Source organism: Kitasatospora sp. NPDC101155, assembly GCF_044768305.1.
In the GTDB taxonomy this organism is placed as follows: domain Bacteria; phylum Actinomycetota; class Actinomycetes; order Streptomycetales; family Streptomycetaceae; genus Kitasatospora.
This window is the reverse complement of the sequence record NZ_JBIWPN010000004.1, coordinates 13,567-36,509: the sequence shown is the minus strand read 5'-3', so window position 1 is coordinate 36,509 and position 22,943 is coordinate 13,567. Positions and strand designations below refer to the sequence as shown.

3 protein-coding genes are annotated in these 22,943 nt (G+C 74.8%); all 3 read right to left on the bottom strand.

Annotated elements, in window-relative coordinates:
* Positions 1-198: 198 nt before the first annotated feature.
* The 3 genes from ACIRYZ_RS07010 to ACIRYZ_RS07000 all read right to left on the bottom strand — a co-directional run bounded on the left by ACIRYZ_RS07010 (position 199) and on the right by ACIRYZ_RS07000 (position 22,938).
* On the bottom strand, positions 199-10,734 hold the full coding sequence (locus tag ACIRYZ_RS07010; protein WP_402941435.1) for an SDR family NAD(P)-dependent oxidoreductase: 10,536 nt from the start codon (positions 10,732-10,734) through the stop codon (positions 199-201).
* Positions 10,694-21,502, bottom strand: coding sequence for an SDR family NAD(P)-dependent oxidoreductase (locus ACIRYZ_RS07005; protein ID WP_402940609.1), 10,809 nt, complete (start codon positions 21,500-21,502; stop codon positions 10,694-10,696). The genes ACIRYZ_RS07010 and ACIRYZ_RS07005 overlap by 41 nt, the downstream gene beginning before the upstream one ends.
* Positions 21,503-21,621: 119 nt before the next feature.
* On the bottom strand, positions 21,622-22,938 hold the full coding sequence (locus ACIRYZ_RS07000) for a methylaspartate mutase (RefSeq protein ID WP_402941432.1): 1,317 nt from the start codon (positions 22,936-22,938) through the stop codon (positions 21,622-21,624).
* Between the last annotated feature and the right edge of the window lie 5 nt (positions 22,939-22,943).

Here is a 22,943-nt window from a genome sequence, read left to right as displayed (position 1 = left end):
CGCGGGCAGTCGGCGGCGGCTTTGGCGTTGGTGCATCGGGAGGGCTCCCTTCGGATATCGGGACGGGCCAGGGGTTCTGAGCTGCTCGTGCTGAGGCGGGCGGGCCGGGAAGGCGGTGCCGGTGATGCCACCGGCACCGCCTTGCGGCTTCCGGGGGGCTGCCCGGCGCGGTCCCGCCGGGCAGACCCCCAGGTCCTGCTAGTCGAACTTGCCGAGCTCGTCGTCGAGGAGATCGAAGAGCTCGTCGGCGGTGGCCGTGTCCAGCTCCGGGCCGCCCTGGTCGGCGGGCTCCGGGTGCAGGTCGCCGGCCCACCTGGCGGTCAGGGCGCGCAGGCGCAGGGCCACCCGGGAGCGCTGCTCCTCGTTGACCGAGCTGGCCGAGGCCGCTGCTTCCAGCAGGGACTCCAGGCGGATCACCTCGGCCTCGACATCCGGCGCACCGTCCACGTCTTCGACCAGTTCGTCGAAGAGGTGGTCGGCGATGGCCGCCGGGGTCGGGTAGTCGAAGGTGAGGGTGGAGGACAGACGAAGGCCGGTGTCGGCGCTGATCCGGTTGCGCAACTCCAGCGCGGAGAGCGAGTCCACACCCAGCTCACCGAACGCGCGCTCCGGGTCCACCGCCTCGGCGCTCGGGTGTCCGAGCACCTCGGCGACGTGGCCGCGCACGGTCTCCAGCAACAACTGCCCGCTCTCCACCGGGGAGAGCGCCGCGAGCCGCTCGGGCAGCGGGGTGAGCTGCGGCTTGTCGGTCGCGGCCGGCCCTGCCTGGGCGGTGCGGCGGGCCGGGGTCCGGGCGGCCAGCGCGCGGACCATCGGGGGCGCCTGCTCGGTCGGCTGCACCCGCATCGGCAGGAGCAGCGACTGGTCCGAGGTCAGCGCCCGGTCGAAGAGTGCGAGCGCCCGGTCGACCGACAGCGGCTGAATGCCGTCCCGGGAGAGCCGGCGCAGCTCCGCCTCGCCGAGCGAGCCGGCCATCCCGGAGCCGGTGTCCCACAGGCCCCAGCCGAGCGAGAGCGCGGGGAGCCCGGCCGAGCGCCGCCGGGCGGCCAGGGCGTCCAGGAAGGCGTTGGCCGCCGCATAGTTGCCCTGCCCGGCGGCCCCGAGGGTGGCGGCGGCCGAGGAGAACAGGACGAAGGCGGCCAGGTCCAGGCCCGCGGTCAGCTCGTGCAGGTGCCAGGCCGCGTCCGCCTTGGGCCGCAGCACCGCGTCCAGGCGCTCGTCGGTGAGCGCCGAGATCAGAGCGTCGTCCAGGACCCCGGCGGCGTGCACCACCGCCGTCAGCGGGTGCTCGACGGGGATGTCGTCGAGCAGCGCGGCCATCGCCTCGCGGTCGGCGGCGTCGCAGGCGGCCACCGTCACGGTCGCGCCCAGCTCGGCCAGCTCCGCCAGCTCCGTTGGCAGGACCCCGGTGCGGCTGGTCAGCAACAGGTGTCGGACGCCGTACTCGCCCACCAGGTGCCGGGCGAGCAGGCGGCCGAGGCTGCCGGTACCGCCCGTGATGAGCACGGTGCCCTGCGGGTCCAGCGAGCTGACGCGCTCGAAGGCCGTGGCCTCGGCCAGCCTCGGGACGTACGCCTGACCGGCCCGCAGCGCCAACTCCGGTTCCCCGGTGGCCACCGCCGCCGCCAGGGCGGCCTCGGAGGCGGGGTCCTCATCGAGGTCGACCAGGACCAGGCGGTCGGGGTGTTCGACGGCCGCCGCCCGCACCAGACCCCAGATGCCGGCCTGCGCGAGGTCCGGCGCGCCGTCCACGCCCACCGCACCCCGGGTGACGACCACCAGCGGCGCGCCCTCGGCACGGTCCTCGGCTAGCCGCTCCTGGAGGACGGCCAGGGCGCGGTGAGCAGCCTGACCAGCCTGGGCCGGGGCGTGCGAAACGCCGTCGACGGTGACGGCCACGGTGTCCGGTTCGAGCTGCGCTTCGTCTTGCGGGAGAGCCGCCAACGGCACCGGCACCCAGTGCAGTTCGAACAGGTCGCCGGAGCCCGAGGCGGCCGCGGCCGCGGCCGCGTTCAGCTGCTCGGCGGACACCTGCCGGATCCGCAGCACCGACACCACGGCGACCGGTGCGCCGGCGCCGTCGAAAAGCTGCAGGCTCAACTGCTCGGTGCTCTGCGGGGTGAGCCGCAGCCGCAGGGCCGAGGCACCCGCCGCGTACAGCGTCACGCCCTCCCAGGAGAACGGCAGGGTCATCACCGTCGGGTCCTGGCCGTCCAGCAGGTCGATGGCGTGCAGCGCGGAGTCGAGCAGTGCGGGGTGCAGGCCGAACCCGTTCTGCTCGGCCTCCTCGGGCAGGGCGAGCTCGGCGTAGACCTCCTCGCCCAGCCGCCAGGCGGCCCGCAGGCAGCGGAACAGCGGGCCGTAGCCGTAACCCTGGTCGGCGAGGCGGTCGTAGCTGCCGTCGAGGTCGACGGGCACGGCACCGGCCGGCGGCCAGACCTGAAGCGCGGCGGGTTCCGGCGCGCTCAGCGGGGCCAGGACGCCGGTGGCGTGCCTGGCCCATGCGGCGCCGCTCTCCTCGGTGCGGGCGTGCACGGTGACCGGGCGGCGCCCGGAGCCGTCGTCGGCGCCGGTGACCACCTGGAGCTGGATCCCGCCCTGCGCGGGCAGCACCAGCGGTCGTTCGATGGTCAACTCCTCGACCAGGGTTTTGCCCACCCGGTCGCCCGCCTGGACCGCCAGTTCCACGAAGGCACTGCCGGGCAGCAGCACCACATCGGCGACGGCGTGCTCGGCCAGCCACGGGTGGGTGCTCAGCGAGAGGCGTCCGGTCAGCACGATGGTGTCGCTCTCCGCCAGCCTGAGCTCGGCACCGAGCAGCGGGTGCCCGGCCGCCGCCTGGCCGAAGCCGGCGGCCTCGCGCGGCCCTGACGGTCCGTCCTCCAGCCAGAGCCGCCGACGCTGGAAGGCGTACGTCGGCAGGTCGATCCGGCGCACCGCCGTACCGCCGTAGAGCCGCTCCCAGTCGATCGGGACGCCGCGTACCTGCAGCGCGCCCAACGCGGTGGCCAGGGCCAGGGGTTCCTCCTTGTCCCGGCGCAGCACGGAGATCAGCGCCGAGCGCTCGGGGTCGGCCAGGCAGTGCGTGCCCATGGTGGAGAGCACCGCGTCGGGGCCCAGCTCCAGGAAGGTGCGGACCTGCTCGGCCTCCAGGGTGCGGATCCCGTCGGCGAAGCGGACGGCCTCGCGCACGTGTCGCACCCAGTACTCGGGTGAGGTCAGCTCTTCGGTGGTGGCCCGCTCGCCGGTCAGGTTGGAGACGATCGGCACGGTCGGCGGGGCGAACTCAAGGGTGCGCGCGACCTCGGTGAACTCCGCCAGCATCGGGTCCATCAGCGGCGAGTGGAACGCGTGGCTGACCCGCAGGCGCTTGGTCCTGCGGTGGGTGAAGGCGGCCTCGAGGGCGGCCACCGCCTCCTCCGCACCGGACACCACGACGGCGTTCGGCCCGTTGACGGCGGCGATGCTCACGGCCTCCCCGAGGTGCGGCAGCACCTCCTCCTCGGTGGCGTCGACGGCCAGCATCGCACCACCGGCGGGCAGCGCCTGCATCAGGCGGCCCCGGGCCACGACCAGGCGGGCGGCGTCCTGAAGGTTCAGCACGCCCGCGACGTGGGCGGCAGTCAGCTCGCCGATGGAGTGCCCGGCCAGGAAGTCCGGCCTGACGCCCCAGGACTCCAGCAACCGGAAGAGCGCGACCTCCAGGGCGAACAGGGCGCTCTGGGTGTAGCGGGTCTGGTCGAGCAGCTCGGCGTCCTGATCGAAGATCAGCTCCCGCAGCGGCCGGTCGAGGTGCGCGTCCAGCTGGCCGCAGACCTCGTCCAACGCGCGTCGGAAGACCGGCTGGCTCTGGTACAACTCCCGTCCCATGCCCGGGCGTTGCGCGCCCTGGCCGGTGAACAGGAAGGCGAGCTTGCCGGCCACCGGCTTGCCGCGCAGCACACCGGGCGCCGCCTCGCCGGCCGTCAACGCGGCCAGCCCTGCGGCTAGTTCGTCCCGGTCGCGGGCGATCAGCGCGGCCCGGTGGCCGAGCTCGGAGCGGCCGGTGGCCAGCGAGAAGGCGAGGTCGGCGATCGGCGCTTCCACCAGGGCGGTCAGCTTCGCCGCCTGGGCCGAGAGCGCCTCCGGGGTGGCCCCGGAGAGCAGGACGGGCAGCAGCGGGGCCTCGGTGCCTGCCGGCTCGGCGACCTGCTCGGTGACGGCCTCGATGATGGTGTGGGCGTTGGTGCCGCTGATCCCGAAGGAGGAGATCCCGGCCCGGCGCGGCCGCTCGACCTCGGGCCAGGCCCGGGCCTCGGTCAGCAACCGGACCTCGCCCGCCGACCAGTCCACCTTGCTGGAGGGCTCGTCCACGTGCAGGGTCTTGGGCAGCACGCCGTGGCGCATCGCCTGCACCATCTTGATCACCCCGGCCACACCGGCGGCCGCCTGGGTGTGACCGATGTTCGACTTGATCGACCCCAGCCACAACGGCCGATCCGCCGAGCGGCCCTGGCCGTAGGTGGCCAGCAGTGCCTGCGCCTCGATCGGGTCGCCCAGCGTGGTACCGGTGCCGTGCGCCTCCACCACGTCGACATCGGCGGCCGAGAGCCCCGCGCTCGCCAGCGCCTGACGGATCACCCGCTGCTGGGACGGCCCGTTGGGCGCGGTCAGCCCGTTGGAGGCACCGTCCTGGTTGACGGCGGAGCCACGGATGACGGCCAGCACCTGGTGCCCGTTGCGCCGGGCGTCCGACAGGCGCTCCAGCAGCAGCATCCCGGCGCCCTCGGAGAGCGTGGTGCCGTCCGCGCCGTCGGCGAAGGACTTCGCCCGGCCGTCGGCGGCGAGATTGCGCTGCCTGCTGAAGTCCACGAACGTGTCCACGGTGGACATCACCGAGACGCCGCCGGCCAGGGCGAGCGTGCACTCGCCGCCGCGCAGCGCCTGCGCCGCCAGGTGCAGCGCCACCAGCGAGGAGGAGCAGGCGGTGTCCACCGAGAGGGTGGGCCCCTCCAGGCCGAGGGTGTAGGCGACCCGGCCCGAGGCCACGCTGCCGAGGCTGCCGTTGCCCAGGTAGTCCCGCACGTCCTCCGGCGCGTTGCTGAGCCTGCTGCCGTAGTCGTGGTACATCACCCCGGCGAACACGCCGGTGGCGCTGCCCCGCACCGAGTACGGGTCGATGCCGGCGCGCTCCAGCGCCTCCCAGGAGGTCTCCAGGAGCAGGCGCTGCTGCGGGTCCATCGCGATCGCCTCGCGCGGCGAGATGCCGAAGAAGTCCGGCTCGAAGTCGGCGGCGTCGTGCAGGAATCCGCCCTCGCGGGAGTACGTCCGACCGGCCCTGCCCGGCTCCGGGTCGTAGAGTCCCTCGATGTCCCAGCCACGGTCGGCCGGGAACTGCGAGATGCCGTCACCGCCCTCCGCCAGCAGCTGCCACAACTCCTCGGGGGTGCCGACACCACCGGGGAAGCGGCAGGCCATCGCCACGATCGCGATCGGCTCGTCGCCGGCCTGCCGCGCGCCGGCGGCGGGTTCGGGGACCGGCTCGGCGGAGCCGAAGAGTTCGGTCCTGAGGTGGCCGACCAGGGCGGTGGGGTCCGGGTAGTCGAAGACCAGGGTGGCCGGCAGCCGCAGCCCGACCGCCAGGCCCAGCCGGTTGCGCAGTTCCACCGCGGTCAGCGAGTCGAAGCCCCAGTCCCTGAAGGCCCGTCGCGGGTCGAGCACCATGTCCGGGTCGTGGCCGAGCACGGCGGCGACATGGGTGCGGACCAGCTCGAAGAGGGCCGTGTCGCGCTCGGCCCGTCCGAGGGCGGCCAGCCTGTCCAGCGCGCTGCCCGGTGCCGCGGGTGCCGCTGCCGCCGTGCGCCGGGCGGCCGGACGGAGCAGGCCGCGCAGCACCGGGGAGAGCGTGCCCGCCGAACGCAGCGCGGGCATGTCCAGGCCGATCGGCACCAGCAGCGCCCGGTCCCCGGCCAACGCGACGTCGAAGAGCGCCAGGCCCTCGGCGGTGGCGATCGGACGCACCCCGGACCTGGCCATCCGCACCACGTCCGCCTCGCTCAGGTGCGCGGTCATCCCGGTGCGCTGCTCCCAGAAGCCCCAGGCCAGCGACAGGCCAGGCAGGCCGAGCGCCCGGCGGTGCTGGGCCAGGCCGTCGAGGAAGGCGTTGGCCGCCGCGTAGCCGGACTGGCCCGCACCGTCCACGGTGCCGGCGGCCGAGGAGAAGAGCACGAACGCCTTGAGGTCGAGACCGGCGGTGAGCTCGTGCAGGTGCCAGGCCGCGTCCACCTTGGGGCGCAGCACCACGTCCAGCCGCTCAGCGGTGAGCGCGGTGACCAAGCCGTCGTCCAGCGCGCCGGCCAGGTGCAGCACGGCGGTCAGCGGGCGGTCGGCGGGGACGGTGGCGAGCAGGTCGGCGAGCTGCTCGCGGTCGGCCGCGTCGCACTTGGCCACGGTGATCTCCGCGTCCAGGTCGGCGAAGTCGTCCTGGGCGACGCCGCTGCGCCCGGCCAGCAGCAGGTGGCGCACACCGTGCTCGGCCACCAGGTGCCGGGCCACCAGCGCGCCGAGCACGCCGGTGCCGCCGGTGATCAGCACGGTGCCCTCGGCGTCGAGGGGGCTGACGGTGCCCTCCGGTGCGCTCCTGGCCAGCCGGGGCACGTGCACCTTGCCGTCGCGCACGGCGAGTTGGGGCTCGCCCGAGGCGGCGACCGCCGCCAGGGCCTGCTCGACGGTGGTGTCCCGGTCGGCGTCCACCAGGACGAACTGCTCGGGGTTCTCGCCCTGGGCGGCGCGGGTCAGGCCCCAGACGGCGGCCGCGGCGAGGTCCTGGACGCCCTCGGCGCCCACCGCCACCGCTCCCCTGGTGAGCACCACCAGGCGGGAGGCGGCGACCTTCTCGCTGTCCAGCCACTGCCGCAGGATCTCGAGCACCTGCACGGAGACGGCCCTGGTGCCGGTGACGGGATCCTCGCCCCGCCGCACCGGCAGGACCACGAACTCCGGTACGGTCGCCAGCTCCGCCAGGCCGCCCTCGCCGAGCACCGCGTGCTCGGGTGCGGGTCCCTCCACCGCGAGGACCGGCCAGTCGAGCCGGAACAGGGCATCGGAACGGGTGGCCGCCCCGAGCGCGGCGGGGTCGGCCGCGCGGGTGGTCAGCGCCTCCACCGAGGCCACCGGGGAGCCGGTGGTGTCGGCGAGCTGGACGGTCAATGCGTCGGTGCCGGTGATCCGCAGGCGCAGCGCCTTGGCTCCCGAGGCGTACAGCGAGACGCCGTTCCAGACGAAGGGCAGCCTGGCCTGGTCCGATTCCTGGCCACCGCCGAGGCCCGCGGCGTGCAGAGCCGCGTCGAAGAGCGCCGGGTGCAGGGCGAACCCCTGCTCCTCCACCGGGAGTTCGACCTCGGCGAAGACCTCCTCGCCACGCCGCCAGGCCGCCTTGAGCCCCTGGAAGGCGGGGCCGTAGTGGTAGCCCTGCTCGGCCAGCCCCTCGTACACGCCGTCCACCGGGACCGGCTGCGCACCGGCCGGGGGCCAGGCGGCCAAGTCGAAGCCGGCCTCGGTGGTGTCCGGCTCCAGCAGGCCACTGGCGTGCCTGGTCCACTCGCCCTCGCCGCCCTCGGGGCGCGAGTGCACGGTCAGCGGGCGTCGGCCCGATTCGTCCGACTCGCCGAGGTGGAGCTGTAGTTGGACCGCGCCGCGCTCGGGCAGCAGCAGCGGCACCTCCATGGTCAGTTCCGCCACCCGGCCGCAGCCGACCTCGTCGCCGGCCTTGACGGCCAACTCCACGAACGCGGTACCCGGCAGCAGGACCGTGCCGCCCACCGCGTGGTCGGCCAGCCAGGGCGCGGTGGCGGTGGCGAGCCGGCCGGTGAAGAGCATGCCGCCGCCGTCGGCGACCGCGACCGAGGCGCCGAGCAACGGGTGTCCGGCGGCGACCAGACCGGCCGCGGTCACATCGCCCACCGCCTGGGAGCCGCCGAGCCAGAACCGCTCGCGCTGGAAGGCGTAGGTGGGCAGATCCACCTTGCGCACGGGCGTCCCGGCGAAGACCGCCGCCCAGTCAAGGACGACGCCGTGCACGTGCGCCTCGGCCAGCGAGGTCAGGAAGCGCTCCGGGCCGCCCTCGTCGCGGCGCAGCGAGCCGATCCCGACGACCTCGGCGTTCAGCGCCTCCGCCGTCTCCTCCACGCTGTGCAGCAGCACCGGGTGCGGGCTGCACTCGACGAAGACGCCGTAGCCACTGTCGAGCAGCAGCCGGGTGGTGCCCTCGAAGAGCACGCTCTGGCGCAGGTTGGTGTACCAGTAGTCGGCGTCCAGGCCCGCGGTGTCGAACAGTTCGCCGGTCACCGTGGAGTAGAACGGCACCTCGGCGGAGCGCGGGCTCAGCCCGGAAAGCTCCTTCAGCAGCCGCTCGCGGATCGACTCGACCTGGGCCGAGTGCGAGGCGTAGTCCACCGGCAGCCGCTTGGCCCGCGCGCCCACCGCGCGCAGCCCGGCGTGCAGCCGGTCCAAGGCGTCGGCGTCGCCGGAGACCACCACCGAGGCCGCGCCGTTGACGGCGGCCACCGAGAGCCGCCCTTCGTACTCGGCGAGCCGCTCACGGACCTGCTCCGCCGACAGCGCCACCGACATCATGCCGCCGCGCGCGGACAGGGTGTCCGCGATGGCCAGGCTGCGCAGGGCCACCACCTTGGCGCCGTCGGCCAGCGAGAGCGCCCCGGCCACGCAGGCGGCCGCGATCTCGCCCTGCGAGTGCCCGATCACGGCGGCCGGGCGCACCCCGTAGGAGTTCCACAGCTCGGCCAGCGACACCATGACCGCCCAGAGCACGGGCTGCACCACGTCCACCCGCTCCAGCGAGCCCGCGCCGCGGATGACCTCCAGCAGGTCCCAGTCCACGTGCGGGGCCAGCGCCTGGGCGCACTCGGTCATCCTGGCGGCGAACACCGGTGCTGTGTCCAGCAGTTCGGCCGCCATGCCGATCCACTGCGAGCCCTGTCCGGGGAAGACGAAGGCGATCCGGGACTCGCTCTGGCGCCCGCCCTGCACCACGCCCGCCGCGGCGCGTCCGGCGGCGAGCTCCCTCAGCCCGGTGGCCAGCGCGGAGCGGTCCGCGCCGATCACCACCGCACGGTCGCCGAGGGCGGCCCGGGAGGTGGCCAGGGTCCAGGCGAGGTCGGGCAGCGGGGCGCTGTCCAGGTGGTCGAGCAGCCGCTGCGCCTGGGCGGCCAGGCCCTGCTCACCCTTCCCGGAGAGCACCAGCGGCAGCGGTCCGGTCAGTTCGGTGGCGCGCTGCGGCACTTCGGGCTCGGGCACGCTCTCCAGGATCACGTGGGCGTTGGTGCCGCTGATGCCGAAGGAGGAGACCGCGGCCCGCCGGGCCTCGCCGCGCTCGGGCCAGTCCCTGGCCTCGGTGAGCAGTTCGACCGCGCCCTCGGTCCAGTCCACCTGCGGGGTGGGCTCGTTGACGTGCAGCGTCTTCGGCATCCGGCCGTGGCGCATCGCCATCACCAGCTTGATCACCCCGGCGACGCCCGCGGCCGCCTGGGTGTGGCCGATGTTCGACTTGATCGAGCCGAGCCAGAGCGGCTCACCGTCGGCGCGCTCCTGCCCGTAGGTCGCGAGCAGCGCCTGCGCCTCGATCGGGTCGCCCAGCGGGGTGCCGGTGCCGTGCGCCTCCACCAGGTGCACCTGATCGGCGCTGAGCCTGGCGTTGGCCAACGCCTGGCGGATCACCCGCTGCTGGGACGGCCCGTTGGGGGCGGTCAGGCCGTTGGAGGCGCCGTCCTGGTTGATCGCGCTGCCGCGGACCACGGCCAGCACCCGGTGCCCGTTGCGCTCGGCGTCCGACAGGCGCTCCAGCAGCACCATGCCGACGCCCTCGCCCCAGCCGGTGCCGTCCGCCGAGGCGGCGAAGGACTTGCACCGGCCGTCCAGCGAGAGCCCGCGCTGGCGGCTGAAGTCCACGAAGGTGTCCGGGGTGGACATCACGGTGACACCGCCGGCCAGCGCGTAGGCGCACTCACCGGTGCGCAGCGCCTGGACCGCCAGGTGCAGCGCGACCAGCGAGGAGGAGCAGGCGGTATCCACGGTGACGGCGGGCCCCTCCAGGCCCAGCGTGTAGGAGACCCGGCCCGAGGCGACACTGCCCAGGTTGCCGTTGCCGAGATAGCCCTCGACGCCCTCGGGCACCTCGGCCAGCCAACTGCCGTAGTCGTGGTACATCACCCCGGCGAAGATGCCGGTCCGGCTGCCGCGCAGGGTGTGCGGGTCGATGTTGGCCCGCTCGAACGCCTCCCAGGAGACCTCGAGGAGCAGGCGCTGCTGCGGGTCCATCGCGATCGCCTCGCGCGGCGAGATGCCGAAGAACGCGGCGTCGAAGCGCGGTGCGTCGTAGAGGAAGCCGCCCTCACGGACGTGGGTCTTGCCCGGCGCGTCCGGGTCCGGGTCGTAGAGCCCCTCGACGTCCCAGTCACGGTCGGCGGGGAAGTCCCCCACCGCGTCCACGCCCTGGTCGACCAGCTGCCACAACTGCTCGGGCGAGCTGACGCCGCCGGGGTAGCGGCAGCTCATCGCCACGATCGCGATCGGCTCCTGCGCCGCGGCCTCGATCCGCGTGTTCTGCTGGCGCAGTCGTTCGTTCTCCAGCAACGACTCGCGCAGCGCCTCGACTATCTGCTCGACAGATGTATCCACGGTCGGTGTCGCTCCCTGATTACTTGGCGTCGCTACGGTCGAGCGCAGTGCGGATGAGATCGGAGATGTCCATGTTCTTGATGGCCGAGGTCCGGTCGGCCCCGGACTCGGCCGGTGCGCCGGGCGCGGCCGGCTTCGAGTCGGCGGCGGTCTCGGAGAGCTTCAGCAGCCGTTCCAGCAGGCCCGACTCGCGGAGCCTGGCCACCGGGATGCCGGCCAGCAGCTCGGCCACCCGGGCGTCGTCGGGCTCCTCGTCCGCCGGCTCGGTCCGCTCCGGGCGCAACCTGTCCAGCAGGTACGCGGCGAGCGCCGCCGGGGTGGTGTAGTCGAAGATCATCGAGGACGGCAGGCGCAGCCCGCTGACCGCGTTCAACTTGTTGCGCAGCTCCACCGCGGCGAGCGAGTCGAAGCCCAGCTCGGTGAAGGCGCGCCTGGGTTGGACGGATGCCGGGCCGTCGTGCCCGAGCACGGCGGCCACCTGCGAGCGGACCGCCTCCAGCACCGCGTGCTCGTGGTCGGCGGCCGGCAGCGTGCTCAGGCGCTGGGCCAGCGAGGCCGCACCGCTGGAGCCGCCGGCGCCGGTGGCCGCGTCCCGGCGGACGGTGGGCCGCACCAGAGCGCGCAGCACGGCGGGGAGGGACTCGCTGCGCTCGCGCAGCGCCGCCAGGTCCAGGCGCGCCGGCACCAGGGTGGCACGCTCTGCGCGCAGGGCCGCGTCGAACAGGGCCAGCCCCTCGGCCGGGTCCAGCGCGCCGATGCCGGAGCGCTCGATCCGCTCCAGGTCGGCCTCGGCGAGCTGGCCGCCCATCCCGCCGGCTCCCGCCCACAGGCCCCAGGCCAGCGCGGTGGCCGGCAGGCCGGCCGCGACCCGATGCTCGGCCAGCGCGTCCAGGAAGACGTTGGCGGCCGCGTAGTTGCCCTGCCCGGTGGCGTCCAGAGTGCCGGCCGCCGAGGAGAACAGGACGAACCTACTGATCTCCCGCTCCAGGGTCAACTCGTGCAGATGCCACGCACCGTCGACCTTGGGCCGCAGCACCGGGTCGATCCGCTCAGGGGTCAGCGAGCCGATCAGGGCGTCGTCCAGGACACCCGCGGTGTGCACGACGCTTCGCACCGGGTGCTCAGCGAGCAGCGCGGCCAGCGCCGCCCGGTCGGCGACGTCGCAGGCCACCACCGCTACCTGGGCGCCCAGTTCGGTCAGCTCAGCCTGCAGCTCCCGCGCCTCGGGCGCCTCCAGGCCCCGGCGTCCGGCCAGCACCAGGCTGGTGACCGCGTGCTGCCGCACCAGGTGCCTGGCCACCAGCGCGCCCAGACCGCCGGTGCCGCCGGTGATCAGCACGGTGCCCCAGTCGGGGCCGTCCTGATCGGCCTGCGGCAGCTGGACCCTGGCCAGGCGCGGCACCAGGATCGCGCCCTCGCGCAGCAGCAGTTCGGGCTCGCCCGAGTCGAGGGCGGCGGCCAGCAGCGGCAGGGTGGGCGCCTCGGCGGAGTCCACCAGGACGATCCGGCCCGGGTCCTCCGCCTGCGAGGCGCGGACCAGGCCGCGCACGGCGGCGTCCGCCAGGCCCTGGGCGGTCAGCACCACCAGCGTCGCCTTGGCGTACCGGTCCTCGCGCAGCCATTCCTGGACGGGCCCGAGCACGGCGCGCAGCGCGGCGCGTACGGCCTCCGGGACGGGCCGGCCCGTCGGCGTCGGCACCGGGAGCAGCAGCACGTCGGGGACGGCGTCGCCGAGCGCGGCCAGGTCGGGGTGGACGGGCACGTCGAGGCCGAGGTCGCCGGTGCCGAGCACCGCGAACTGCCGGTTGCCCACGCCCTGGGCGGTCAGCTCAGGGCGGGGCGTCAGCTCCACAGTGAACAGCGAGTCCTGCTGGGGGCCGAGTTGGCCGGCCGCCACCGGCCGGGTCACGAAGGAGGAGACCGAGGCGAGAGGGGTCCCGGCGCCGTCGGCCAACTCGATCCGGATGCCGCCGCCGTCCTGGCGGGTCAGCCGCACCCGGGCCGCCGAGGCGCCACCGGTGTGCAGTTCGACCCCGTTCCAGGCGAACGGGAGCAGCACCTTGCCATCCGCCGGTGCCTCCTCACGCTCCTCGTCCAGCAGTGCGGTGGCGTGCAGGGCGGCGTCCAGCAGCGCGGGGTGCAGACCGAAGCGGGCGGCGTCGGGCCGTTCGGTGACGGGGAGTTCGAGCTCGGTGAAGACCTCCTCGCCGCGCCGCCAGGCGGCCTTGACGCCCTGGAAGACCGGGCCGTACTCGTAGCCCTCGGTGCGCATCTTCTCGTAGAGGCCGGTGACGTCGACCTCGGTCGCGCCGGCCGGCGGCCACTGGGTGGTCGGCTCGGGGCGGTCGGCGGCGCGCTCGGCGAGCAGGCCGGTGGCGTTGGTGGTCCAGTCGGCCTCCTCGTCGCCCGCCGGGCGGGAGAAGATCCGCACGGCCCCGCCGCGCGCGGCGACGACCTGGAGCTGGACGGCTCCCGACTCGGGCAGCAGCAGCGGCGCCTGGAGCGTCAGCTCCTCCAGGACCGGCAGGCCGAGCAGGTCGCCGGCCCGGATCGCCAGGTCGACCAGCGCCGTTCCCGGCAGCAGGACGGTGCCGAGGACGGCGTGCTCGGCCAGCATCGGGTGGGTGGCGCGGGACACCCGGCCGGTCAGCAGCACCTCGTCGGAGGCGGCCAGCCGGATCCCGGCGCCGACCAGCGGGTGGTCCACCGGCGCCTGGCCCAGGCTGCCCGCGTCGCCCTTGGCGGCCGGGACGTCCAGCCAGAACCGCCGGTGCCGGAAGGCGTAGGTCGGCAGCTCGACGGCCCGGGGGGTGTAGTCGCCGTAGAGCGCGGGCCAGTCCAGGGCGGCGCCGCGGGTGTGGGCCTGCGCGAGGGCGCCGAGCAGTTCGGCGACCTCGGGCTTGCCCTTGCGGGCGACGGAGGTGAAGAGCGCCTGGGCGTCGTCGGCCAGGCAGTCCGGGCCCAGGGCGGTCAGCACCGCGTCGGGGCCGAGCTCCAGGAAGGTGGTGACGCCCTGGCCGGCGAGCGTGTCGACGGCGTCGGCGAAGCGCACGCTCTCCCGGACGTGCCGGACCCAGTACTCGGGGGCGCCCAGCTCAGCCGCGCTCGCCGCCTTGCCGGTCAGGGTGGAGACGATCGGGATGTTCGGCTCGGCGTAGTCGAGTTCGGCCAGCACGGCGCCGAACTCGGCCAGCATGCCGTCCATCCGGGGCGAGTGGAAGGCGTGCGAGACGGTCAGCCGCTTGGCGCGCCCGAAGTGGGCCGCCACCTCCTGCACCGCCTCGGTGTCGCCGGAGAGCACCACCGAGCGCGGCCCGTTGACCGCCGCGATGCCGACCCGCTCGTCCAGCAGCGAAAGCACCTCGGCCTCGCTCGCCCGCACCGCGACCATCGCGCCGCCCTCGGGCAGCGCCTGCATCAGCCGGCCCCGGGCGGCGACGGCCTTGGCCGCGTCCGCCAGCGACCAGACGCCGCTGACGTGGGCGGCGGCCAGCTCGCCGATCGAGTGGCCGGCCAGGAAGTCCGGGCGCAGGCCGAGGGACTCCAGCAGCCGGAACAGCGCCACCTCGGTGGCGAACAGCGCGGCCTGGGTGTAGGCCGTCCGGCCCAGCAGTTCGGCGTCGTCGCCGAAGACCACCTCGGCCAGCGGGCGCTCCAGGGCGCCGTCCAGGTGGGCGGCGACGAGGTCGAACTGCTCGGCGAAGACCGGGAACGCCTCGTACCACTCGCGTCCCATGCCGGGGCGCTGCGAGCCCTGGCCGGAGAAGAGGAAAGCCAGGCCGCCCTCGTCGACGGTGCCGGTGACCAGCCCGGGCGCCTCCGTACCCGCGCTCAACGCGGCCAGGGCGGCGTCGAGTTCGGCGCGCCCGGCGGCCAGCACCACGGCGCGGTACGGGTGGGCGCTGCGGGTGGTGGCCAGCGCGAGGCCCAGGTCGGCGAGGTCCGCGTCGCCGGTGGCGGCCAGCTTCTCGGCCTGGGCGGCCAGCGCCTCGGGGCTGCGGCCGGAGACCGGCAGCGCCACCAGGGTGGGCGGGGTTCCGGTGGCCGGGGCGTCCTCGGTGAACGGCGCCGCTTCGAGGATCACATGGGCGTTGGTGCCGCTGATGCCGAAGGAGGAGACGGCGGCGCGGCGCGGGTGCCCGGTCTCGGGCCAGTCCCGGGCTTCGGTGAGCAGTTCGACGGCGCCCGCCGTCCAGTCCACCTGGTCCGAGGGGGCGTCCACGTGCAGGGTCTTGGGCAGCACGCCGTGGCGCATCGCCTCGACCATCTTGATCACGCCCGCGACGCCCGCGGCGGCCTGGGTGTGGCCGATGTTCGACTTGATCGAGCCGAGCCAGAGCGGGCGCTCCTCGGTGTGCTCCTGGCCGTAGGTGGCCAGCAGCGCCTGGGCCTCGATCGGGTCGCCCAGCGTGGTGCCGGTGCCGTGCGCCTCCACCACGTCGACCTCGGCGGCCGACAGCCCGGCGCTGGCCAGCGCCTGACGGATCACCCGCTGCTGGGACGGCCCGTTGGGGGCGGTCAGGCCGTTGGAGGCGCCGTCCTGGTTGATCGCGCTGCCCCGCAGCACGGCGAGCACCCGGTGCCCGTTGCGCTCGGCGTCGGAGAGCCGCTCCAGCACCAGCATGCCGACGCCCTCGCCCCAGCCGGTGCCGTCCGCCGCGGCCGCGAAGGACTTGCAGCGCCCGTCGGCGGCCTGGCCGCGCTGACGGCTGAAGTCGATGAAGGTGTCGGGGGTGGACATCACGGTGACACCGCCTGCCAGGGCGAGCGTGCACTCGCCGCCGCGCAGCGCCTGCGCGGCCAGGTGCAGGGTGACCAGCGAGGAGGAGCAGGCGGTGTCGACGGTGACGGCCGGCCCTTCGAGGCCGAGCGCGTAGGAGACGCGTCCGGAGAGCACGCTGCCGAGGGTGCCGTTGCCGAAGTAGGCGGCCACCTCCTCGGGGGCGTCGGTGAGCCAGCTGCCGTAGTCGTGGTACATCACGCCTGCGAACACGCCGGTGGCGGTGCCGCGGACCGTCGCCGGATCGATTCCGGCGCGCTCGAACGCCTCCCAGGAGACCTCCAGCAGCAGGCGCTGCTGCGGGTCCATCGCGACCGCCTCGCGCGGGCTGATGCCGAAGAAGTCGGCGTCGAACTCCGCGGCCTGGTAGAGGAATCCGCCCTCGCGGGAGTAGGTCTTGCCGGGCGTGCCCGGCTCCGGGTCGTAGATCCCCTCGGTGTCCCAGCCGCGGTCGGCCGGGAAGTCCGCGATGGTGTCGACGCCGTCGGCGACCAGGTGCCACAGGTCCTCGGGGGACTCCACGCCGCCGGGGTAGCGGCAGCTCATCCCGACGATCACGATCGGGTCTCCCCCAGCCTGGCGGCTGGGAGGTGCCCCCACGGCCAGGCCCGCGGCCGCCGCCACCGGCGCGGCCGGGGCCCCGGGCTCGCTGCCGAACAGGGTGTCGCGGATGTACTCGGCCAGCACCTTCGGCGCCGGGTAGTCGAAGACCAGCGTGGCCGGAAGCCGCAGCCCGGTCGCCGAGTTGAGGCGGTTGCGCAGTTCCACGGCGGCCAGCGAGTCGAAGCCGATCTCGGTGAACGCCCGGGTCGGGCTGATCGCCGCCGCGCTCTCGTGCCGCAGCACGGCCGCCACCTCGGTGCGGACCAGCTCCAGCAGGGTCCGGTCCCGCTCGGCGACGGGCAGCGCGCTGAGCGCGTTGCCGCCGTCCTGGGCGCGGGTGCCGCGGGCGGCCGACGCCCGGCGGTTGACCGGCCGCACCAGGCCGCTGAGCAGCGCGGGGATGCCGTCCGTACGTCGGCGCACGGCGGCGGTGTCCACCTCGACCGGGACGACCCGGGCGGCGCCGGTGCGCACGGCGGCGTCGAAGAGCCGCAGCGAGTGCGCCGCGTCCAGTCCGGGCAGTCCGTAGCGGGCGATCCGGGCCAGCGTCGCCTCGTCGAGCGCGGCACCCATGCCGGCCCCGCCGGTCCACAGGCCCCAGGCGAGGGCGGTGGCGGGCAGGCCCAGCTCGGCGCGGTGCTCGGCCAGGGCGTCCAGGAAGGCGTTGGCCGCCGCGTAGTTGGCCTGTCCGGCGCCGTCGAGGACGGCGGCGAGCGAGGAGAAGAGCACGAAGGCCTTGAGGTCCAGCTCGGCGGTGAGCTCGTGCAGGTGGCAGGCGCCGTCCACCTTGGCCCGGAACACCTCCTCCAGCGTCTCCTCGGTGAGCGAGCCGATCACTCCGTCGCGCACCGTGCCGGCGGCGTGGATCACCGAGTCGACCGGGTGGGCCGCCAGCAGCGCGGCCACCGAGGCGCGGTCGCCCACGTCGCAGGCGACCACGGCCACCTCGGCACCCAACTCGTTCAGTTCGGCCTCGAGTTCGGGCGCCGAGCCGCGGCGCCCGGCCAGCACCAGGCTGCGCACACCGTGCTCGATGACCAGGTGCCGGGCCAGCAGTCCGCCCAGGCCACCGGTGCCGCCGGTGATCAGGACGCTCCCCCACTGGGGCTCCGGGTTCGCCGCCGAGGGCAGGGCGGCCAGCCGGGGGGCTGTGAACTCGCCGCTCAGCAGCGACAGTTCGGGCTCGCCGGTGGCGAGCGCGGCGGACAGCTCGGCCTCGGTGGGCAGGTCGGGGTGCTCGATCAGGACGAACCGGCCGGGGTTCTCCGCCTGCGCCGAGCGGACCAGGCCGCGGACGGGTGCCTGGGCGAGCGCCGGCGAAGTGACCACCACCAGCGTGGAGTCGGCGAAGCGGTCGTCGGCCAGCCAGGCCTGGAGCACCCGCAGCACCCGGGCGGTGGCGCCCCGGGCCGCGAGCGGCAGCTCCTCGGCGCCGGCCACCGCGGGCAGCACGACGGCCTGCGGCAGCGGGTCGGCCAAGGTGGTCAGGTCGGCCGGCGCGGTCAGGTCGGCGAGCTCGCCGTCCAGCACCGCGATCCGCAGCGGCCGCGGCTCGGCCGGCACGGCCAGCGGAGACTGCCGTACGGCGTAGAGGACTTCGCCGTCCGAGACCGGGCGGGAGACCAGGCCCCGGACGGTGGCCAGCGGTGCGCCGGTGGCGTCGGCGAACTCCAGGGCCAGGGTGTCCTTGCCGGGGTGGGAGATCCGCACCCGCACCGAGGCGGCGCCGGCGGCGTGCAGCGACACCCCGGTCCAGGCGAACGGCACCAGCACCTCGGCGCGGGGCTCGGCGCCCAGGTCGGCGGCGTGCAGGGCGGCGTCCAGCAGCGCCGGGTGCAGGCCGAACTCGGCGGCGTCGGCCACCAGTTCGGTGGGCAGCTCGACCTCGGCGAAGACCTCGCCGCCGTGGCGCCAGGCCGCCTTGAGACCCTGGAAGGCCGGACCGTAGCCGTAACCCTGGGCCGCCAGGGCCTCGTAGACGCCCGTGAGGTCGATCGCCTCGGCGCCCTGCGGCGGCCAGCTGTCCAGCGGCTGCGGCAGCGGCTCGGCGGCGGGTGCCAGCACACCACTGGCGTGCTGGGTCCACTGCCCGGCGTCCGCGCCGTCCGCCCTGGAGTGGATGGTCAGCTGTCGGCGCCCGCTCTCGTCCGGCTCGCCCACCGCGACCTGGATGCCCGCGCCGCCCTCGGCCGGCAGCACCAGCGGGGCGCCCAGGGTGAGTTCCTCGATCGCGCCGGCGCCCACGTGGTCGCCCGCGCACACGGCCAGCTCGACGAAGGCGGTGCCGGGGAAGAGCACCCGCCCGACGATGACGTGGTCGCCCAGCCAGGGCTGGGCGCGCAGCGAGAGGTGCCCGGTGAGCACCACGCCGTCCGCACCGACGGCCACCACGGCGCTCAACAGCGGGTGTCCGGCTGGAAGTTGGCCGATGCCGGCGAGGTCGGCGTGGGCCGAGCCCGGCTCCAGCCAGAACCGCTTGCGCTGGAAGGGGTAGTTCGGCAGCTCGATCCGGCGGCCGTCGCGGCCGGCGTGGAAGCGGGCCCAGTCCACCGGGACACCGGTGGTGTAGGCCGCCGCCAGGGCCAGCACGGCCTGCCGGGGCTCGGGGTGCTCACGGCGCAGCAGCGGGGCGAAGACGGCCGGGGAGCCGTCCAGGCACTCCTGGCCCATGGCGCAGAGCACGCCGTCCGGGCCGATCTCCAGGAAGGTGTCGACCCCGGCGGCCGCCAGCCAGTCCATCGCGGCGGCGAACCGCACCTGGGCGGCCACGTGCTCGACCCAGTACTCGGGCGTCGCCACCGCCTCGGTGCACAGCTCACCGGTGACCGTGGAGACGATCGGGATCTTCGGCGCGGTGTACTCCAGCACCCTGGCGATCCGGCGGAACTCGGTGAGCATCGGCTCCATCAGCGGCGAGTGGAAGGCGTGGCTCACCCGCAGCCGCTTGGTCCGGTGCCCGGCCGCGGCCAGCTCCTCGGCGATCCGCAGCACCTCCCGCTCGTCGCCGGAGAGCACCACCGCGCGGGGGCCGTTGACCGCCGCGAGGCCGATCCGCCCGGTGAGCAGCGGCGCCACCTCGGCCTCGGTGGCCTGCACCGCGACCATCGCGCCGCCGGCCGGCAGGGCCTGCATCAGCCGGCCGCGCGCGGCCACCAGGATGGCGGCGTCCTCCAGGGTGAGCACCCCGGCGACGTGCGCGGCGGCCAGCTCGCCGATGGAGTGCCCGGCCAGGTAGTCGGGGCGCAGGCCCCAGCTCTCGGCCAGCCGGAACAGCGCGACCTCGATCGCGAACAGGGCGGGCTGGGCGTACTCGGTGTGGTGCAGCAGTTCGGCCTCGGCCGAGCCCTCGGCCGCGAACAGCACCTCGGTGAGCGGCAGGTCCAGCTGGAGGTCCAGGTAGCCGCAGACCTTCTCCAGGGCGACGGCGAACACCGGGAACTCGGCGGCCAGTTCGCGGCCCATCGCGAGGCGCTGGCTGCCCTGCCCGGTGAACAGGAAGGCGAGCTTGCCGGGGCCGGCGACGGCGGTGGGGGCCTCGCCGGAGGCGATCGCGGCCAGGGCGGCGCGCAGTTCCTCGCGGCTCTCGGCGACGATCGCGGCGCGGTCCGCCAGGCCGGCCCGGGTGATGGCCAGCGAGTGGGCGAGGTCGGTGAGCCGGACCTCGTCGCCGTCCAGCAGCGGCAGCAGGTCCGCGGCGCGCTCGCGCAGGGCCTGCTCGCCGCGCGCCGACAGCACGTACGGCAGCACCCCGGAGTCGGCGGGGGCGGTGGCGGGCTCCTCGGCGAGCGGCTGCTCGGCCTCGGCGTCGTGCTCCAGCACGACGTGGGCGTTGGTGCCGCTGACGCCGAAGGAGGAGACGCCGGCTCGGCGCGGCGCGCCGGTCTCGGGCCACGGCCGGCCCTCCGTGAGCAGTTCGACGGCGCCGGCCGACCAGTTGACGTGCGGGCTCGGGGCGTCGATGTGCAGGCTCTTCGGCAGGTAGCCGTGGCGCATGCTCAGCACCATCTTGATCACCCCGGCGACGCCGGCGGCGCCCTGGGTGTGGCCCAGGTTCGACTTGGCCGAGCCGAGCAGCAGCGGCGCGTCCTCGGGCCGGTCCTGCCCGTAGGTGGCGAGCAGCGCGGTGGCCTCGATCGGGTCGCCGAGCGTGGTGCCGGTGCCGTGGGCGTCGACGGCGTCCACCTCGGCGGCGCGCAGGCCGGCATTGGCCAGGGCCTGGCGGATCACCCGCTGCTGGGAGGTGCCGCTGGGCGCGGTGAGCCCGTTGGAGGCGCCGTCCTGGTTGACGGCGGAGCCGCGGACCACGGCCAGCACCCGGTGCCCGTTGCGCTTGGCGTCGGAAAGCCGCTCCAGCACCAGGACGCCGACGCCCTCGGCGAAGCCGGTGCCGTCCGCGGCGGCGGCGAAGGCCTTGCAGCGGCCGTCGGGGGCCAGGCCGCGCTGGCGGCTGAAGGCGGTGAAGACGCCCGGGCCGCCCATCACGGCGACGCCGCCGGCCAGCGCCAGCGAGGACTCCCCCGCGCGCAGCGACTGGCAGGCCAGGTGGATCGCGACCAGCGAGGCCGAGCAGGCGGTGTCCACGGTGACGGCGGGGCCCAGCGCGCCGAGCACGTAGGCCACCCGCCCGGAGATGACGCTGGGGGCGTTGCCGGTCAGCAGGTAGGCGTCCAGGCCGTCGGGGGCCTCGTACAGCCGCGGGCCGTACTCCTGCACCTCGGCGCCGAAGAACATGCCGGCCTCGGTGCCGCGCAGCGCCAGCGGGTCGACCCCGGCGTGCTCCAGGGCCTGCCAGGCGGTCTCCAGGACGAGCCTCTGCTGCGGGTCCATGCCCAGCGCCTCGCGCGGGCTGATGCCGAAGAAGTCGGCGTCGAACTCGGTGGCGGTGTCGATGAAGCCGCCGGCGCGGGCGTAGCTGCTGCCGGGGGTCTCCGGGTCCTCGTCGAACAGCCGGTCCAGGTCCCAGCCGCGGTCGGTGGGGAAGTCGGAGAACACCTCGCCGCCGTCGCGCAGCAGCTGCCACAGCCCGTCCGGGGAGTCCACCCCGCCCGCGAACCGGCAGCCGATGCCCACGATCGCGATCGGCTCGTCCGCCGCACCGAGGTTGGCGGTCGGGGCCGGTTCGGGGGTGACGGCGCCGAGCGCCGCCGCGAGCAGCCGATCGACCAGCGCGGCCGGGGTCGGGCACTCGTAGACCACGGTGACCGGCAGGTCGAGACCGGTGGCCGCGACCAGGCGGGCCTGCAGGTCGACCGAGGCCAGCGAGTCGAAGCCGAGCTCGGTGAAGGCACGCGCGGTGTCCAAGGTCTCGGCCGCCTCCGGGCGTGCGGCCTTCAGCGCCGCGACCGCCGCGCTGCTCACGAGGTCGAGAACCAACCTCCGGTGCTCCGACGGCGCGGCAGCGGCCAGCAGCCGGGCCAGTACTGAATCGGAACTGGACTCATTCATCCGCGCATCTCCCACATTCGGCCAAGACCGTTTAGCAAACGAACAGTTACGCGGGGACGGCTGCGCCCAGCCGCACATCGCCCCCGTCATGCCGCGCCACTCTCAGCGCCTGGCTGCGCTCAGGCAGCACCGCCGGAGAGCGCATGGCCCTGCCCGGCGGCAATCGCTTCGTTGTCGAACTTCCAGCGGATGTAGGACAGTGACCCGAGCAGCTCGCCGGAGGTGACGGTGTGGGACTCGCCGGCCTCCACCACCCCGGCCAGCGGCAGCCTGCCGATGTTCGCCCAGCGCAGCCGCCCCTCCCCGTCCAGGTAGCTGCGGGTGCGCCCCTGGTTGTCGGGGTGCAGGCAGTAGGGGATGTCCAGGTACCCGCGCTGAAACGCCAGCAGCATCGCCCGCCCGACGTCCGGGTTCAGGTTCAGCACCGCGGAGACCAGCGCCGCGGCCTCCGCGTAGGTCTGCGAGTCGGCGCCGTCATCGGCGACCCGCTCGGTGCGGGCCGCGCGCGCGGCCGCGTGCTCCAGCGCGCTGACGTTCTCCGCCACCGTCGGGATCCGCACGGACTCGGCGACGGTCTTCACGATCAGCCGCTCCGAGCCGGTGGAGGCGGCCAGCTCGGCCGCGTCGCCGAGCAGCGCCAGCGCCCCGCGCGGCGTGGTGGGGTAGACGCCCATGTAGGCGTAGATGACGACATGCCAGTCCGCCTCGGCCAGCAGTTCGGCGCACAGCCGGCGCAGCGCGAACACGGCCTCCATGTCCTGGCCTTGGTGCGTCTGCTGGGCGTAGCTGGCGGAGATCGAGCGCAGCCCGTGCTGGTAGAAGAACAGCGCTTCGAGCGCGCTGATCGCCACCAGTTGGCTGGGCGGGCAGAGTTGGCCGAGCATGCAACCGCCGAAGGTCTCCAGGTGCGGATCCCGCCCGAGTTCGCGCAGCCGGCTGAAGAGGGAGCAGGAGCGCGACCAGTTCTCCACCGACTCACGCAGCGGGATGCGCCCGTACGGAAGGCAGTAGGAGACCGGACCGCCTTCCGAGGCGTCCAGTCCCACCGTCATCAGCGCCCGGAAGATGTCCAGCGGCGCGGCCGAGCCGTGCCGGACCTGCACCGGGAAGTCCGAGCCGTGGATCCCGTCCAGCACCCTCCTGGTGGTCTCCAGATCATGGCTGACGATCGGGTAGCCGTTGAGCGACACGCCTTCCAGCAGGGCGAGTTCGGCGGACTCCAGGTCGTTCACCCGGGTGTAGCTGTCCAGGGTGACGGTGCCGACCGTACGGCCGGCGGCACCCTTGGTGGCCAGCAGTCCGGCCCGCATCAGCTCCGGGTCGCTCATCCCCATCCGGGGCTGCACCACGAGTTCGCCCGCCCGGTGCGCCCGGCGGACGAACGCGCCGAAGCCGCCGAACCCGGCGACCTCGCCGTACCTGCCGGAACCGACCACCTCGC